Source organism: Pseudoruegeria sp. HB172150, assembly GCF_013184805.1.
Lineage (GTDB): Bacteria > Pseudomonadota > Alphaproteobacteria > Rhodobacterales > Rhodobacteraceae > Psychromarinibacter.
The window spans coordinates 1,664,858-1,681,837 of sequence record NZ_JAATNG010000001.1 but is presented as its reverse complement, the minus strand read 5'-3'; the positions used below and the strand labels follow the sequence as shown (position 1 = coordinate 1,681,837).

General features: G+C 64.9%; 16 protein-coding genes. All 16 read right to left on the bottom strand.

The genetic code is table 11. The annotated features are described in order from the left end of the window. Positions 1-131 precede the first annotated feature (131 nt). The 16 genes from HCO70_RS08050 to HCO70_RS07980 all read right to left on the bottom strand — a co-directional run bounded on the left by HCO70_RS08050 (position 132) and on the right by HCO70_RS07980 (position 16,778). The gene (locus tag HCO70_RS08050; RefSeq protein WP_172294757.1) at positions 132-1,868 is read right to left on the bottom strand and encodes a SulP family inorganic anion transporter; all 1,737 of its coding nucleotides are present in this window, start codon (positions 1,866-1,868) and stop codon (positions 132-134) included. Positions 1,869-1,956: 88 nt separating this feature from the next. Then, positions 1,957-3,633, bottom strand: coding sequence for a bifunctional protein tyrosine phosphatase family protein/NAD(P)/FAD-dependent oxidoreductase (locus HCO70_RS08045; RefSeq protein WP_172294755.1), 1,677 nt, complete (start codon positions 3,631-3,633; stop codon positions 1,957-1,959). 29 nt (positions 3,634-3,662) lie between these two features. Further along, complete coding sequence (locus HCO70_RS08040) at positions 3,663-4,547, bottom strand: MBL fold metallo-hydrolase (RefSeq protein ID WP_172294753.1); 885 nt, start codon at positions 4,545-4,547, stop codon at positions 3,663-3,665. 140 nt (positions 4,548-4,687) lie between these two features. Next, entirely contained in the window at positions 4,688-5,449 is a 762-nt protein-coding gene (locus tag HCO70_RS08035) for an ATP-binding cassette domain-containing protein (protein WP_172294751.1), read from the bottom strand. After that, complete coding sequence (locus HCO70_RS08030) at positions 5,446-6,390, bottom strand: iron chelate uptake ABC transporter family permease subunit (RefSeq protein ID WP_172294749.1); 945 nt, start codon at positions 6,388-6,390, stop codon at positions 5,446-5,448. The genes HCO70_RS08035 and HCO70_RS08030 overlap by 4 nt, the downstream gene beginning before the upstream one ends. After that, positions 6,383-7,348, bottom strand: coding sequence for an ABC transporter permease (locus tag HCO70_RS08025; RefSeq protein WP_216665299.1), 966 nt, complete (start codon positions 7,346-7,348; stop codon positions 6,383-6,385). The genes HCO70_RS08030 and HCO70_RS08025 overlap by 8 nt, the downstream gene beginning before the upstream one ends. 3 nt (positions 7,349-7,351) lie before the next feature. Next, positions 7,352-8,248, bottom strand: coding sequence for a siderophore ABC transporter substrate-binding protein (locus HCO70_RS08020; RefSeq protein ID WP_172294747.1), 897 nt, complete (start codon positions 8,246-8,248; stop codon positions 7,352-7,354). Positions 8,249-8,380: 132 nt separating this feature from the next. Further along, on the bottom strand, positions 8,381-8,506 hold the full coding sequence (locus HCO70_RS24975; protein WP_256372956.1) for a hypothetical protein: 126 nt from the start codon (positions 8,504-8,506) through the stop codon (positions 8,381-8,383). A 5-nt stretch (positions 8,507-8,511) separates the two neighbouring features. After that, positions 8,512-9,795, bottom strand: a complete 1,284-nt coding sequence (locus tag HCO70_RS08015) for a c-type cytochrome (protein ID WP_172294745.1) — start codon at positions 9,793-9,795, stop codon at positions 8,512-8,514. A 4-nt stretch (positions 9,796-9,799) separates the two neighbouring features. Beyond that, entirely contained in the window at positions 9,800-11,041 is a 1,242-nt protein-coding gene (locus tag HCO70_RS08010; protein WP_172294743.1) for a formate dehydrogenase subunit gamma, read from the bottom strand. An 82-nt stretch (positions 11,042-11,123) separates the two neighbouring features. Then, positions 11,124-11,717 (bottom strand): formate dehydrogenase FDH3 subunit beta, encoded by a 594-nt coding sequence (gene fdh3B / locus HCO70_RS08005; RefSeq protein ID WP_172294741.1) that lies wholly within the window; start codon positions 11,715-11,717, stop codon positions 11,124-11,126. Positions 11,718-11,729: 12 nt separating this feature from the next. Further along, positions 11,730-14,696: a formate dehydrogenase subunit alpha gene (locus HCO70_RS08000; RefSeq protein WP_172294739.1), complete on the bottom strand. Its 2,967-nt coding sequence runs from the start codon at positions 14,694-14,696 to the stop codon at positions 11,730-11,732. Between the two features lie 109 nt (positions 14,697-14,805). Continuing rightward, the gene (locus HCO70_RS07995; protein WP_172294737.1) at positions 14,806-15,000 is read right to left on the bottom strand and encodes a twin-arginine translocation pathway signal protein; all 195 of its coding nucleotides are present in this window, start codon (positions 14,998-15,000) and stop codon (positions 14,806-14,808) included. Between the two features lie 25 nt (positions 15,001-15,025). Beyond that, entirely contained in the window at positions 15,026-15,643 is a 618-nt protein-coding gene (locus HCO70_RS07990; RefSeq protein WP_253913139.1) for a molecular chaperone, read from the bottom strand. Next, the gene (locus HCO70_RS07985; protein ID WP_172294735.1) at positions 15,640-16,215 is read right to left on the bottom strand and encodes a DUF3306 domain-containing protein; all 576 of its coding nucleotides are present in this window, start codon (positions 16,213-16,215) and stop codon (positions 15,640-15,642) included. Before HCO70_RS07985 ends, HCO70_RS07990 begins: the two co-directional genes overlap by 4 nt. Further along, a complete protein-coding gene (locus HCO70_RS07980; protein WP_253913138.1) occupies positions 16,212-16,778 on the bottom strand; it encodes a DUF3305 domain-containing protein in 567 nt (188 codons plus the stop codon). Before HCO70_RS07980 ends, HCO70_RS07985 begins: the two co-directional genes overlap by 4 nt. Positions 16,779-16,980 lie beyond the last annotated feature (202 nt).

Genomic DNA, 16,980 nt, shown 5'->3' with positions numbered 1-16,980 from the left:
GTTAGCGCTAACCTATATTTGGGGACGGTCACGCAAACATCGCTTCCAATGAGACCGGCCGGCACCACTTTGACACGCCGAGGCCTACCCGTCCTCACTTCAGACAACAGGCACCGAGCCGGTCTGCCGTACTACTCCGCCGCGCGGGACACAGGCTGCGGCAGGAGATCCTGCCAGGCGTCGTAATGCGAGAGGTAGACCTTGCCGTTCAGCTCGGACAGGAAGTGTGAGGTCTTCAGCCGGTCCATCACCGGGCCCTTCACTTCTGACAGGTGGAAGCCGATGCCGAAATCCTTCAGGCGGTGGTTGATCGCCTCGAGGCTTTCCAGCGCGGAATAATCCACCTCGTTCACGGCCGGGCACATCAGGACCACGTTCTTCACCGCGCAGCCTTCGGCGATGCGGTCCTGTATCAGATCCTCGAGGAACCGCGCGTTGACGAAATAGAGGCTCTCGTCGATCCGGATCGACAGCAGCGACGGATCGGTTTCGACCTTGTGCCGGTTGATGTTGCGGAAATGGTGGGTTCCGGGAACGAGCCCGACCTCTGCCACATGCGGGCGCGACGTCTTGTAGAGATGCAGCCCGATGGACAGAAGCACGCCGGAAGCGACGCCGATCTCCACCCCCTGCCACAGCGTGAGGACGATGGTGGCCGCGACGGCGGCGAAGTCGGATTTAGAGTAGCCCCAGGTCTTTTTCAGGATCGAGAAGTCGACCAGCGACAGCACGGCGACGATGATCGTCGCCGCCAGTGTCGCCTTGGGCAGGAAGTAGACCAGCGGCGTCAGCGCGACGGCGGCGATGGCGAGGCCCACGGCAGTAAACGCGCCGGCGGCGGGCGTTTCCGCCCCCGCATCGAAGTTCACGACGGACCGGGCGAAGCCGCCGGTCACCGGGTAGCCGCCAGTGAAGGCGGCGCCGATATTGGCGGCGCCGAGGCCGATCAGTTCCTGATCGGGGTCTATGCGCTGCCGTTTCTTCGCGGCGAGGGTCTGCGCGACCGAGACGGATTCCACGAAGCCGATGATCGAGATCAGGATTGCCGGGATGGCCAGCTGGCGCAGCAGGTCAGGCGCGAGACCGGGCATGGTCAGGGGCGGCAGGCTTTGCGGCACGCTGCCGACGATCTTGACGCCCTGCCCGTCCAGGCCGAAGCCCCAGGTCAGGAGGGTCGTGACGACGACGGCGGCGACTGGGCCGGCCTTGGTCAGCACGTCGGCCATGCGTGGGCCAAGCCCGGCCCGGCGCAGAAGCGGTTTCAGCCCCTTGCGGACCCAGAACAGGAAGCCGGTGGCAGCGGCCCCGATGATCAGGGTGATCCAGTTGGTCTGGTTCAGGTGCGACAGGATGGAGCCGACCATTTCGACCAGTGTGTGCCCCTCTGCCTCTACCCCCAGCACGTGCTTGAGCTGGCTGGTGGCGATCAGGATCCCCGAAGCCGTGATGAAACCGGCGATGACCGGGTGGCTGAGGAAGTTCGCCAGAAAGCCGAGCCGGAACAGGCCAAGCGCCATCAGGAAACCGCCCGACATCAGCGCCAGCGTCAGGGCGGCCACGGCATAGCCCGCCGTCCCCTGTTCCGCCACCTGCCCCACGGCCGACGCGGTCAGCAGCGAGACCACCGCCACCGGGCCGACCGCCAGCGCCCGCGACGTGCCGAAGACCGCATAAAGCATGATCGGCACGATCGAGGCGTAGATACCGGCCTCTGGCGGCAGGCCTGCCAGCAGCGCGTAGGCGAGCGATTGCGGGATCAGCATGATTGTGACGATCACCGCCGCGATCAGGTCGTTCGACAGCGCATTGCGGTCGTAGGTCCGGCCCCAGTCGAGGATCGGCAGGTACTGGCGTAACAGGCGGGTCATCTCGGTACTCTCAAATAACGGATCGGGCAAAGCGGGACCCTTGCCCGATCCAAGTGCGCCCTGAGACAGGGAAGAGACAGAAGCGCACTTATTGCGTCTTGGCAGTCAGCGGTTCGGGCCGCGCGAGCCATTCGTGACCGCGCAGCATGGCTTTCCAGTAGATCGGCGGCAGCATCTTTTCCTTCAGCAGCCAGGCGGCGCGGGTAGGCTTGGTGCCGTCGATCAGGAATTTCGGGAAACTTGGCAGCAGCGTGCCGCCATAGCCGAATTCCGCTAGGACGATCTTGCCCTTTTCCACTGTCAGCGGACAGGAGCCGTAGCCATCGTATTGTGCCACGGGCGCCTTGCAGGCGATGTCGGCGGCGATGTTTTCGGCCACGACGGGCGCCTGCTTGCGCGCGGCTGCGGCGGTTTTCGCGTTCGGCGCGTTCATCACGTCGCCCAGCGACCAGATATTGTCGAAGGTCTTGTGGCGCAGCGTGGCCTGGTCGACATCGACCCAGCCCGTGGCGTCGGCGAGCGGCGACACGCGGATGAAGTCCGGCGCGGTCTGTGGCGGAACGACATGGATCATGTCGAATTCCATCTCGACCGTGGTCGGCTCGGTATCGGGTTTGCTGACCTTGAAGGTGGCCTTCTTCCCCGGACCGTCGATGGCGGTCAGGTTGTGGAAGAAGTTCAGCGTGACGCCGTACTTGTCGATGTATTTCTCGAGCGCGGGCACGTAGTCCTTGACGCCGAACAGCACGCCGCCGGCATTGTTGAACCGGATGTCGATGTCCTTGAGCACGCCCTGCCGGAACCAGTGGTCGCCGGAGAGGTACATCGCCTTCTGCGGCGCGCCGGCGCATTTGATCGGCATCGGCGGCTGCGTGAAGATGGCGCGGCCCTGCTTCATGTCTTGCACGAGCTGCCAGGTGTAAGGCGCGAGATCGTAACGGTAATTCGAGGTCACGCCGTTGCGGCCAAGGGTTTCCTCGAGCCCTTCGATGCCTTCCCAGTTCAGCTTGAGACCGGGCGTGACGACGAGGCGGTCGTATTTCACGACACGGCAGCCGTCGAGGATGATGGCGTTGTTCTTTGGCTCGAAGGCGGCGACTGCGGCCTTGATCCAGTGGACGCCGCGCGGAATGAGCGAGCCCATCGTCCGGGCGGTTTCCTGCGCCTCGAACACGCCGCCGCCGACCATTGTCCAGCCGGGCTGGTAATAATGGATATCGGCGGGGTCGATGAGCGCGATGGAGGCGTTGGTGCGCGACTGCAGGCTGGCGGCGACGGAGATGCCGCCGGCGCCCGCGCCGACGATGACGATGTCGAATTTCGCATCGCCGGTATCGGTGGGCGTCTTGCCGCCGTTTGCGATGCGCCTGGCGACGCCGTGCATGTCGTAGCCGGCCGCCTGGGAGGCGGCGAGGATTTCCGGCATGGCTTTCGTTCCGGCCTGTGACAGCGACCACAGCGTGGCGGAGCGCATGCCGGAGCGGCAATAGGCGAAGGTGGGTCCGGGGAGTTCGCGGAGGGCGGCGCCGAAGGTTTCGGCGTCGCTGTCCTCGACCTTGCCGGAGGTGACGGGGATGTAGCGGAATTCGAGGCCGTTCTCGGCCGCGGCACGCAGCATCTCTTCCGAGCTGGGCTGGTCGGCGCCTTCGCCGTCGGGACGGTTGCAGATCAGCGAGCGGAAGCCCTTGGCCTTCAGCTCTGCCACGTCAGCGGGCAGGATCTGCCCGCTGACTGCAAGTTCCGGCGATATGTGCCTGATTTCCATGCGCGTTTCCTTTTGAACCTAAGTACGGGTTACAGGCCGTTGACCGGCACCTTGAGCATCGGGTTGCCGTCGCGGTCCTTCGGCACTTCGCCCGCGCGCATGTTCACCTGCAGCGAGGGGATGATCAGCTTGGGCATGTCGAGAGTCGCGTCGCGCTCGGTGCGGAACTTGACGAATTCCTCGCGGGTCTTGCCCTGGCCGACATGGATGTTGTTGGCCTTTTCCTCGCCCACGGTGGTTTCCCACTGGATGTCGCGGCCGTTGGGACCGTAGTCGTGGCACATGAACAGGCGCATGTCGTCGGGGAGCTGCAGGAGCTTCTGGATCGAGTCGTAGAGGGTCGCTGCATCGCCGCCGGGGAAGTCGGCGCGGGCGGAGCCGCCATCGGGCATGAACAGGGTGTCGCCGACGAAGGTGGCGTCGCCGATGACGTGGGACATGCAGGCGGGGGTGTGGCCCGGCGTGTAGATCGCGAAGGCCTGCATGTTGCCGATGGTGTAGGTGTCGCCGTCCTCGAACAGCGCGTCGAACTGCGAGCCGTCGCGCTGGAATTCCGTGCCTTCGTTGAAGATCTTCCCGAAGGTGTTCTGCACGGTCATGATGTTGGCGCCGATGCCGATCTTGCCGCCCAGCTTGTCCTGGATGTAGGGCGCGGCGGAGAGGTGGTCGGCGTGGACGTGGGTCTCGATGATCCATTCGAGCTTGAGGCCGCGGTCCTGCACGTTCCTGATCAGGGTGTCGGCGTGATCGTAGGTGATGCGGCCGGCGGCGTAGTCGATGTCCATGACGCTGTCGACGATGGCGCAGGCGTTGGAGTCGGGGTCCTTCACGATGTAGCTGATCGTGTTGGTCGCCTCGTCGAAGAAGGCGTCGACCTCGGGTTTGACGGCCATGTTGACGGGATAGTCGGTCATTGCGGGGTCCTCCTCAGGAGCCGTTTTATCGTTTCACATTCCAATATAGGAATGTTTCTGCAAATTCCAGATGGCCGCATGAAAGATTCTCGCGGCAGGATGCCGCAGAGCCAAGCATAGCAGGTTTTAAGGAAGCCCTGTCAGTCGGGGAAAACGAGCTGACGGCCCTTCACTTCCGTTGTCTGGAACGGGGTATCGAAGAGCGAAGACAGGTTTTCGGCGGTCAACACCTCGGCTTTCGGGCCGGCCAGAAACAGGTGGCCGAACTTCAGCGCGATGACGTGGTCCGCGAAACCGGCGGCGGTGTTCAGGTCGTGCAGGACCACGACGACGGAGCGGCCATCGCCGCCGGGCGCGGACAGGTCGCGAAGCCGGGTCATAAGGTCCCGCGCATGGCGCGGGTCCAGCGCGTTCAGCGGCTCGTCGAGGAACAGCCATGGTGTCGACTGTGCCCAGGCCATGGCGACAAAGGCGCGCTGCCGCTGCCCGCCGGACAGCGTGTCGAGCAGGCGATCCGACAGGTCGGTCAGCGCGAATTCGGCGAGCGCTTCGGCGACGATGGCCGTGTCTTCCGGGCGCGGTCGGCCACGGTGATGCGGCCAGCGGCCGAAACTGACGAGGTCTTCAACGGTCAGCCGCCCGAGCATCGGCTGGTTCTGGGTGAGAATGGCGACAAGCCTGGCCCGGTCCTGCGGGCGGGCGCGCGCGATATCTGTCCCGTCGATGGTGACGGTACCGGACGCCGCGGATTGCAGACCTGCGATGGTGTGAAGCAGAGTGGACTTCCCTGCCCCGTTCGGTCCGATCACGGCGGTGATGCCACCCTTCGGGATCGTCACCGAGATGCCGTGGATGAGTTCTGACTGGGCGATGCTGACGCGGAGGTCTTTGGTCTCGATCATGCCGGACGCCTTTTGAGAACGAGGGCGAGGAACAGGAAGCCGCCGAAGAATTCGACGAGGACCGCGAGGGTCGATTGCAGGCCCAGCACACGCTCGAAGACGAACTGGCCCGCCACAAGGATCAGCGCGCCGATCAGGCCGGCGGCCGGGATCAGCACGGCGTGCCGGTGACTTTTCATCAGGCCGTGGGCGATGGATGCGGCCAGCAGGCCGAGGAAGGTGATCGGGCCGACAAGTGCGGTGGAAACCGCCACCATCGCGGCGACGAGGGCGAGCGCCGACAGGACGAGGCGGTCATGGTCGAGGCCCAGCGACCGTGCGCGGGTGCGGCCGAGCGCGGCGACATCCAACGACGCGGACATACGCCAGGCTAGGAATACGGCGACTGCGAGGACCGGCGCGGCGATCCAGAGCGCTTCTTTCTTCACGGCGCCGAAGCTGACGAACATGGCGCCCTGGACGACCGCGAATTCCGAAGGATCGAGAAGACGCTGGATCATCTCGGCCAGTCCGCGCAGCAGGACGCCGAGGATCACGCCGGTCAGGATCATTCGCGTGACATCCGTGGCGCCCTTGCGCAGCAGCGTGCCGAACAGCAGCATGGCGCAGGCCATCAGGATCACCGTCTCGATGCCGAAGGTCAGCATCCTGGGTAGCTGGGTATAGCCGGCGCCACCGAGCGTGAAGACCAGCAATGTCTGCAGGAAGATGAAGAGTGCATCGAAGCCGACGATGCCGGGCGTCAGCAGCCGGTTCATCGCGACGGTCTGGAACAGCACGGTGGCCGCTCCGGTCGCGATGCCGACGAGCACCAGCGCGGCGAGCTTGGTGGTGCGCAGGCCGAGGATGAATCCCACAGGCTGCCGCAGGTTCCAAAGCAGGAAAGCGGCGCAGGCCAGCAGCAGTGCCACCGCCAGCAGCAGCAGACGGCGTTCAGCCATGCACCCTGCCCTGTTTCGGTGCAGCATAAAGCAGCCAGAGGAAGATGCCCGCGCCAGCGACGGAAAAGACCGTGGCGGCGGGCACCTCGTAAGGGAAGCGGATGACCCGGCCGATCACATCTGCGGCCAGTACCATCGCCGCGCCGGAGAGCGCAATGAAGGGCAGATTGGCGCGCAGGTTGTCGCCGCGCCAGCGCGACACGATGTTGGGCACGACGAGGCCGACAAAGGGCATCGCACCGACCGTGACGACCACGACGGCCGAGATCGTGGCGACGACCCCGAGGCCGAGCGCCAGCGTCTGGCCGTAGTTCAGGCCGAGGGAACGCGCATAATCCTCTCCCAGTCCGAGGATAGTGATGCGGTCGGCGGCGGCATAGAGCAGCGCCGCGAGGGCGGCGATCAGCCACAGCATCTCGTACCGGCCCTGCAGGACACCAGAGAATTCCCCCAGCCGCCATATGCCGAGATATTGCACCAGGTCGGTGGTCCAGGCGATCCAGAGCCCCGCAGCACCGAGGATGCCACCGTAGATCAGGCCGACCAGCGGCAGCAGCATCGGGTCCTGCCGTGGCACGTGGCGGGACAGGAGAAGGAAACCCGCGGTTCCGATCAGCGCCGCGACGGCAGCGGCGGCCATTTTCCAGCCGATGGCAGCGCCGGGAGCGAGGAGCGTGATTGCGAGAAGGCCGAGCATGGCGGCTTCGGGTGTCCCGGTCAGGCCGGGCTCGACGAAGCGGTTGCGGACGGTGAGCTGGATGACGGTGCCCGCCAGAGCCAGCCCTGCCCCCGCCAGCATGGCGGCGGCGGTGCGGGGCATCCGGCTGACCATCATCAGCCAGCCGGCGCTGAAATCACCGTTCCAGAGGCTGGCCGCGCCGATGGAGAGGCTCGCCGCGATCAGCAGCACAAGGCCGATGGGCCAGGTGGCCCGCCAGATCGCGGCGCGCGTGGTCAAGGGTCAGCCGTTGAAGGCGGCGATGATCTCGTCGAGCGTGGTCGTCATCGAGGTGACGCCGCCGCCCGCGATGTAGATCGGGCCGGGGCTGAGATAGACGATCTGGCCCTGCTGTCCGGCGGTGGTGCCGGCGACGAGCGGATTGTCGAGGGTGGCTGCCGCCGCCTCGCCCGCCTGACCGATGGCGGCACCGCGGTCTATGACGAGGAGCCAGTCGGGGTTCACCTCGGCGATGAACTCGAACGAAATCGCCTCGCCATGGGTTTCGGCGGTGAGATCGGGGAAGGCCTCTGGCAGGCCGGTCGCCTGATGGATCCAGCCGAAGCGGCTGTCATCGCCATAGGCGGAGATCTTACCGCCGTTGGTGAGGACGATCATGCCGTTGCCCTTGCCGGAGACGGCGGCCCTGGCTTCCTCGATCTTGGCGTCGAGGGCTGCGTCGAGCTCGGCTGCCTTGTCCTCCAGCCCGAAGATGGCACCGTAGGCGTCGATGCGGTCCCTGGTCTGGTCGATCATGTTCTCGCCCCAGATCGTCATGTCGATTGTGGGCGCGATGGCGGAGAGCGCTTCGACCTGGGCCGACGACCGGCCGCCGGCGACGATCAGGCCGGGGGCCATGGTGGCGAGTTTTTCGAAATCGGGTTCGAAGAGGGTGCCGACGGTTTCGGCATTTGCGGCGACGTCGGCGAGGTAGTCGACGTAGTAAGGGTCAGGCAGACCGTCGATATTGGCGCCGAGGGCGGTGAGCGTGTCGGCCGCGGCAATGTCGAAGACGACGACTTTTTCCGGGTTGGCCGGCGCGGCGACCTCTCCGGCATAGCTGGAAACCGAAACGTCCTGGGAAAAGGCGGGGGCAGCAAGCGCGGCGGCCAGCGCGGCGCCGTAAAGAATGGGCTTCATGGCTGTCTCCTGACAATGGCGCTGGCTGTGGCTGGCTTGCGCGTATGGTCAGGTTCTATGCATGCCGGCAGGGGCGGCACAAGTGAAAAGCCGAGTGAAAAAGTCGGAAAACGGGGATGTGATGGAGCGGGTTCAATCGATCCGGACGGATGCGGCTGAGTTGCTGTTCTCGGACGAGAAATCGAGGGCTTCGAGGACGAAGTGTGCGCCGATTGCGATCACCACGATGGCGGCGAAGCCTGTGAGCATGGCTTTCATCTGCGTCATTCCTCCCGCGCGGTGGCGCTTTTCAGATAGGCGATCAGGTCGGCACGGTCACTGGCGCCGGCGATCACCTGCATCGGCATCTTTGAACCGGGAATATAGTGGTCGGGACCCTGTTCGAACAGGTCGTTGATGGTGCCTTCGGACCAGACGATGTCGGATCCGTCGAGGCGGGGGGAGTAGCGGTAGTCGGTTACCGTCCCTGCCCTTCGGCCGAAGACGCCATTGAGCGTGGGGCCGGCCTTGCGGGAAGGGCCCGGTTCGAGGGAGTGGCAGATCGAGCATTTCCGCATGAACTGGCGTTCGCCGTTGGGCATGGTTTCGGCGTCGCGGAGAAAGCTGCGTTCGTTGCCCATGGCGGGGTCGAACTGGTCGAGGGCGTCGACGGGCCAGGCGTAGGCGACGTCGTCGATGCCGCCGGCGTAGAGGGTGCGGCCGTCGGGGGAGAAGGCCAGCGCCCAGACGGGGCCTTCGCGGGCGGCACGGAAATCGCGGGTGATGGACCATTCTCCGGTATCGACGACCATGATGTAGCCCTGCCCGTCGCCGACCGCGAGCTGATCGGTGGTTTCGTGCCAGACCATCGCGAGGATCGGCCGGCGGTCGAGGGTGAAGTCGGCGATCTGTTCGGCTGTGACGGGGTCGATAATGCGGGTGCCACCGTCGACGGCGCCATAGGCAAGCCAGCCGGGGCCGACGACGATCTCGTTCACGCCGAAGCCGTGTTCGGTGAGGATGTCTGGATCGGTGCCTTCATCCAGGTCGTAGACGAGAAGCGTTCCGGCGGTGGTGCCGGTGTAGAGACGGCTTCCGTCCTCAGAGTAAGCTACCGTGTTTACACCGGCGCGCGGCGGTGGGAGCTGCCTTGGCTCGCCGTCGCCGAGCGGCCAGAGCATGACAGTGCCGTCCCAGCTGCCGCTGGCGACCCATTCGCCGTCTGGTGACACGGCGAGCGCGGTCACCTTGCCCTGATGCGTGCCGAGGGTCCGGGACGCGCCGTCGTTCCAGAGGCGCACGGAAAAATCGTCGCCGCCGGACAGGACCGTGCCGCCCGGACCGAAAGTCACGACGGTGACGGCGGCGGCGTGGCCTTCGAGCCAGGCCGGCTCGCGTCCGTCCCAGAGTCCGACGGAGTTGTCGAAGCTCGCGGTCGCGACCTGACCGCCAGCAGACACCGCCAGCCCCATGATCGGGCCGCCATGTCCCTTGAGCGTAGTAAAATCCTGCGCCTCTGCCACTGACAGTATCAGCGCGAGAACCGCCGCTGCGAGGCCGAGACGCATTTGCTCACTCGGCCGGAGTGACTTTCGGATCGGTGTCCGGATCGGGCGGCGCTTCGCCCTTTTCCTTCAGCTCTTCCAGCCAGATCGAATGGTGCTGATGCGCCCATGCCTCGTCCACCTCACCGTTGCCCATGGCGTCGAATGCACCTTCCATGCCGACGGAGCCGATGTAGATGTGGGCGAGAATGATCGCCATCAGCACGAAGGCGACGATCGCATGCCAAAGCTGCGCAAGCTGCATCTCTTCCTGCGGCGCGAGGTACTCTGGCAGTGGTGCGATATCGAACCAGCCGAGGACGCCCGTCCAGTTTATGAAGGCAAATGTCTTGCCGAAGAGCTGGATTTCGAACGGAAAGAGCAGTGCCAGGCCGGAGACGGAGATCGACGCGCCAAGAAGGATAACGGACCAGAAGATGATCTTCTGACCGGCATTGAACTTCTTTGCGGGAGGGTGCTTGTTTCCGATGATACCGCCGGCCTGCGCGAACCATTTCAGGTCCGTCCGGTTCGGGATGTTATGCGCGACCCACATCACGAAAACCATCACCAGCGCGACGATGAAGGCCCAGGCGACGTTGTTGTGGATCAGCTTGGAATAAATCAGCAAGGTCGAGTTGAACTCCTTGCCGAGATAAGGCGCGATCAGCGGACGCCCGAACAGGCTGAACAGGCCGGTAATTCCTAACAGGATAAATGAACCCGCCAGCAGCCAATGTGAGGCGCGTTCGATGAATTCGAACCGGGTAACCGTGCGACCGATCTTGCCGCCGTCGATCTTGATCCTGCCGCGTACAAGGAAAAACACCGCCAGGGCTATCAGCGTGCCAATGAGCAGCCAGCCGCCATAGGTACGCAGAGGGCCCTGGCGAAACTCGTACCAACGCATGCCGCCGTCCTGCACAAGAACGGTTGCGACATCTCCTCCGGCGGAGACGGTCACATTCGCCTCGCCATATCTCAGTGCGCGCCACAGCTCCGCGTCAGACACGCCGCCGAGCGTGCCGAGCTGCCCGGTCATGCTGGCGGCGTTGTCCGGGTTGCCAATGGCCTCCCGGCGGAAACTGTCGTCAATCTCTTCACCGCGCTGGCGCGCGAGTATGTCCTCGAGCGTCTGGGCACCGCCGGTGGCGTCGTGACCGATTTCACCCTCGACGGGCGGATTCCCGGGCGGAACGACCTGTTGTGCCGCAATCGGCGCGGAACAGAACAGGACAGTGGCCACGACAGCGAGGATCGTGCGGAGCATTCTATTCCCCTTCGCGCTCGGGGTTCTTCGGGACGTGCCGCGGCCCGGTCTGCGGGCCGCGGAGTTTCAGTGGCGGACGGTCTCAGCCGCCCTTCTGATCATAGGCCGTGCCCCAGCCCCAGGCGCCGGAGCCGAAGCCGCGGGCAACGACGCGCTCGCGGTAGATCCCCGAGACCACATCGCCGTCGCCGGCGAGCAGCGCCTTGGTCGAACACATCTCGGCGCAGATCGGCAGTTTGCCTTCGGCGATCCGGTTACGGCCGTACTTCTGGAACTCGACGGTGGAGTTGTTCTCTTCCGGGCCGCCGGCGCAGAAGGTGCACTTGTCCATCTTGCCGCGTGAGCCGAAGTTGCCGGCCTGCGGGTATTGCGGCGCGCCGAAGGGGCACGCGTAGAAGCAGTAACCGCAGCCGATGCAGAGATCCTTGGAGTGCAGGACCACGCCATCGTCGGTCTGGTAGAAGCAATCCACCGGGCAGACGGCCATGCAGGGCGCATCCGAGCAGTGCATGCAGGCGACCGAGATCGAGCGTTCGCCGGGTGAGCCGTCATTGATGGTGACGACCCGGCGACGGTTGATGCCCCAGGGCACCTCGTGCTCGTTCTTGCAGGCGGTGACGCAGGCGTTGCATTCGATGCAGCGTTCGGCGTCGCAGAGGAATTTCGCGCGTGCCATATCCGTATCTCCTTACGCCGGCATGATCTTGCAGAGGGTGGCCTTGGTCTCCTGCATCTGGGTGACCGAGTCGTAGCCGTATGTCTGCGCTGTGTTACTGGATTCGCCGAGCACGTATGGGTCGGCGCCGTCGGGATACTTGGACCTTCGGTCCTCTCCCTCGTAATAGCCGCCGAAGTGGAACGGCATGAAGGCGACGCCGGGGGCGACGCGGGGCGTCACCATCGCCATGACCTTCACCTTGCCGCCTTCCGGCCCTTCGAGCCAGACATCGGCCCCGTTCCGCACGCCCAGATCGTTGGCGTCGCGCGGGTTGATCTCGACGAACATGTGCTGCTGCAGTTCCGCCAGCCACGGGTTCGAGCGGGTCTCGTCGCCGCCGCCTTCGTACTCCACGAGCCGCCCCGAGGTGAGGATGATCGGGAATTCTTCCGAGAAGTCGTTCTTCTGGATCGACTCGTACATCGTGGGCACGCGCCAGAACTTCTTGTCGGCATAGGTCGGGTAATCGGCCACGAGGTCGCGGCGGTTGGAGTAGAGCGGTTCGCGGTGCAGCGGCACCGGATCCGGGAAGGTCCAGACCACGGCGCGGGCCTTGGCGTTGCCGTAGGGGGCGCAGCCGTGGGCGATCGCGACGCGCTGGATGCCGCCGGAGAGGTCGGTCTTCCAGTTCACGCCGCCGACCTGTTCCGCGTAGTCCGACGGGATCTCGCCGGTCTGGGAGGTTTCGCCGACTTCGGTGTCGGTTTCAGGACGCTCCTCGATGTAGCCGGCGACCCATTCGATCATCTGACGCTCGTAGGGGGTCAGGTCGCCGTCCCAGCCGAGGTCGATGAGCATCTGCATGGTGAATTCCGGGTATCCGTCCTGGATCTCGGAGCCCACCGGCGCGATGCCTTCCGCCAGCAGGTTGTCGCCGTTCCGCTCCACCCCGTAGCGGGCGCGGAAGCCGAGGCCGCCCTCGGCCACCGGCAGCGAGACGTCGTAGAGGTTGGCGGAGCCGGGGTGGTTGAGTTCCGGCGTGCCCCAGCTTGGCCACGGCAGGCCGTAGAAGTCGCCATCGGCCGGGCCGCCGATCGCACGCAGCGTGGTGCGGTCGAAGGTGTGCTGGTTCTCCATGTGCATCTTCAGCCGTTCCGGCGACTGGCCGGTATAGCCGACGGTCCACATGCCGCGGTTGAACTCGCGGGTCAGGTCCTCGACTGACGGTTCCTCGCCGTTCACCTCGATGTTGCGGAAGATGCGGTCGGCGAAGCCGAACTTGGTCGCGAACTTGTGCATGATGACGTGGTCGGGAAGCGACTCGAAGAGCGGTTCGACGACCTTTTCGCGCCATTGCAGCGAGCGGTTGGAGGCGGTGACGGAGCCGTAGGTTTCGAACTGCGTCGCGGCCGGGAGCAGGTACACGCCGTCGGTGCGGTCGTGCAGGATCGCCGAGATCGTCGGATAGGGGTCGACCACGACGAGGAGGTCGAGTTTCTCCATCGCCGTCTTCATCTCGGGCAGACGGGTCTGCGAGTTCGGCGCGTGGCCCCAGAAGACCATGGCGCGGGTGTTCGCGGGCTGGTCGATGTTTTCCGGGTCTTCCAGAACGCCGTCGATCCAGCGGCTGACCGGGATGCCGTTCAGGTTCATGATTGGCGTGTCGTCGAAGGTGGCGTCGGAGAAGCGGGATTTCAGCCAGTCGAGGTCTTCGTCCCATACGCGGGCCCAATGTGCCCAGGACCCGTCGCTGAGGCCGTAGTAGCCGGGCAGCGTATCGGCCAGAACGCCGAGGTCGGTCGCGCCCTGCACGTTGTCATGGCCGCGGAAGATGTTGGTGCCGCCACCGGCGGTGCCCATGTTGCCGAGGGCAAGCTGAAGCACACAGTAGGCACGGGTGTTGTTGTTGCCGTTGGTGTGCTGGGTGCCGCCCATGCACCAGATCACGGTGCCGGGACGGTTGTTCGCCAGCGTCCGCGCGACGCGGTTCATCTGGCTTTCCGGCACGCCGGTCACGCGCTCGACCTCTTCGGGGTTCCATTTCGCGACCTCGTCGCGGATCTGGTCCATGCCCCAGACGCGGGTGCGGATGAATTCCTTGTCCTCCCACCCGTTCTCGAAGATGTGCCAGAGCAGGCCCCAGATCAGCGCCACGTCCGAACCCGGGCGGAAGCGGACGTATTCGTCGGCGTGCGCTGCCGTGCGGGTGAAACGCGGATCGCAGACGATCAGCGGCGCGTTGTTCTGCTCCTTGGCGCGCAGCACGTGCAGCAGCGAGACGGGATGCGCCTCTGCCGGGTTGCCGCCGATGATGAAGATCGCCTTGGAGTTATGGATGTCGTTGTAGCTGTTCGTCATGGCGCCGTAGCCCCATGTGTTCGCAACCCCGGCGACGGTGGTGGAGTGGCAGATCCGCGCCTGGTGGTCGACGTTGTTGGTGCCCCAGTAGGCCGCAAACTTGCGGAACAGGTAAGCCTGTTCGTTGGAATGCTTGGCCGAACCCAACCAGTAGACGCTGTCAGGGCCGCTTTCCTCGCGGATCGCCAGCATCTGGTCGCCGATCTCGTTGATCGCCTCTTCCCAGCTGACGCGGGTCCATTCGCCGCCGACCAGCTTCATCGGGTATTTCAGGCGGCGTTCGCCGTGGGCGTGCTCGCGCACCGAGGCACCCTTGGCGCAGTGCGAGCCGAGGTTGAAGGGGCTGTCCCAGCCGGGCTCCTGCCCGATCCAGACACCGTTCTGGACCTCGGCCATGACAGTGCAGCCGACGGAGCAATGGGTGCAGACCGATTTCTTGAGAGAGACGCTCTGCGGCGCGGTCTGCGCCTGCGCCCTGGTGACTGTTCCGCCCGTCGCGCCGATAGCCGCGAGGCCACCGATTGCCAGTCCGGAGCCGCGCAGGAAGGCGCGGCGATCGACGGAGGAATTGGCGACTTCGGACAGGATGCCTGTTCTCCGGGGGCGGCGCGCGGTCCCGTTTGTTTTTTTCCTAAGCATTTATCTCTCCCTTGGCTCGCTGTCCCCGTGGGGCGCTTGCTCGCTTGGTACTCGCTTCGGCGCCCGGTACTGCGAACCGGATGCCGTGGCCGTCGTCACATTACCCGGATCAGAACCGGGCGCTGTCGTAGTAGGCGCGGGTGTGCAGCGTGTCCTGCATCCGCTCGGAGGAAAGGTCCGGCTCGGCCGCTTCGGCAGGCGCGGCGCCTGCGGCGACCGCGGCAACGGCGGCCGGGGCGGTGGTGCCTGCGAGCTTCAGGAATTCGCGGCGGCTGGCGCCCTGCCCTTCGTCCTTCTTGGTCATTTTCGCTCTCCTCTTATTGTACGGATCAGCTGGCGCTCATCCGGAATGCTTCGTTCTCTACATCGATGAAGGCACGGCCCACCGCACCAACCGCGGCGTAGAAAACCGAGTTCTTCGCGCCTTCCAGGTCGGCGTAGAAATGGCCGGCCCACGGCCGGATGTGCCGGTTGTAGAAGGTCTTCTGTTCGGCCAGAGCGACCGGGACGCCGAACCGGCCCACGATCATTGCGCCCATCATTTCCATCAGCGACGCGATGTTATCCTCGGGCTCGAACACGCTGTCGGAGCGGGCAAGCCCGCGCGCGGCCATATCACTGCGCAGGGCCGCCAGCGGCTTTTCGTTCAGGAAACCGGTCAGGTAGTAGCTTGCATATGGCAGCAGCTCGCCACGTCCCAGACCGATGAACAGCCTGTTGAATTCGCCTTCGACCGCCATAGGTTTCGAGGCCTTCGCGACATGGGCCAGCGTGGCCACGGATTTGCCAAGCGGTGTATCGTTGCCGGACAGGCCCGCGGTCTGTTTCAGCAAAACCTCATTGGGCGGCGCCGCGAGTAGCACTCCCAGGAAATCATACAGGTCGGCGCGGAGCACATCCTCCTCCGCGACCGTGGGCACATCGTTCATCGTCATTCCTTGGCTCATGCGGCGTCCTCCTCGAAGGAAAAACGCATCCGCCGCGGCGGACTGGCTGGGGAATCCGGGCTCGGGTCGTGGGTGACTTCGACCTTTACCGGTGCGACTGCAGGAGCGTCGGTGGTAACGCTTTCCTGCGGAGAGTTGTCTTCGGCTTCGGCGACGAGAACTGGCTGTTCGCCCGCTTTTTCGTCCTCCATCAGCGTTTCCACGTGTCGCGCCAGGCCCTTGCCGACACGATAGGTGGTCTGGACAATGCCGCTTCCGCCGGCATCGGTGAAATCGCCGTCGTAGTCGTTCAGCCCGTCGAGATTGGCGAGGACCGGATTGCTGCGCCAGAGGCTGCGCAGGGCGCGGTTGCGCAGACGGGCGGGTACATGTTCGGCGAGGAAGGCGCGGATATCGTCGCCGGAGCCGAGCGTGTCGGGGTCCGGCAGGCCGAGTTCATCGAGCAGATCTTCGTCGCTGCGCTGTTCGATCTCGCGGTCTCGTGCTGCCTGTGCTTCGGCTTCGGCGGCGCGGACCTCTGCCTGCGCCTCGGCCGCGACGGCCGCTTTGCGGGCGGACCAGAAGCCGGTCATTGCAGCCGTCCCTGCCGCGCGGATCGCGGCGAGCGGTAGACGTCGGTCGTCTGCACGATGCGGGCATCGCCGATGCCGTCTTCGACCAGGCTGGTATCCTTGCGGTCACGGCGGCGCTTGCGGAATTCCTCGTCGACATGATGCGCGTCGGTGAAGTCGCGGATCCAGGCGATCAGCCCCTCGGGCATCGGCACCTTCTCGACGATCTCTTCGCCGCTGTCGCAGTAATCCTGCGCCTCGTAGGCGGAGGCGGTGACCAGTACGAGTTTCAACGGGCGATCGTCGCGTCCGGTGCGGCGCATCACGACGTAGAGGCTGGGGATACGGCCGGAGATGGCCGTCAGGTACGCCTCGGTTTCGCCGGCGAAAAGCTCCAGCGTGCCGGTGGTGGCGTGATAGTCGATGGTGTCATCGTCTTCTCGCAGGACGCGCCATTCGGCGGGGCCCGCACCGGGCAGAATTCCGGTCACAGTCCATGCCCATTTCGCCCATCGGGTTGCCCCCGGCGAACGGCGCACGACAACGCCCAGCGGCATGGCTTGGTACCGATCAGATGCGGTCATGTGTTACCCGTCTGTCCTCCCTGCCGGAATTTTAATCTCAATGGGAACTGGTAAGGGAAGGAAATTCTTTGGAAAACGCTGCCCGCCGGAAAAAACGGAACAGAATGCAACGGAAGGACAAAGAGCCGTCGCGGCAGTTTGGACCGCGCAGATCATGAGTGATTTTGTCAGGTTTTTGCGGGCGCGTTTCACTGAGTGATTC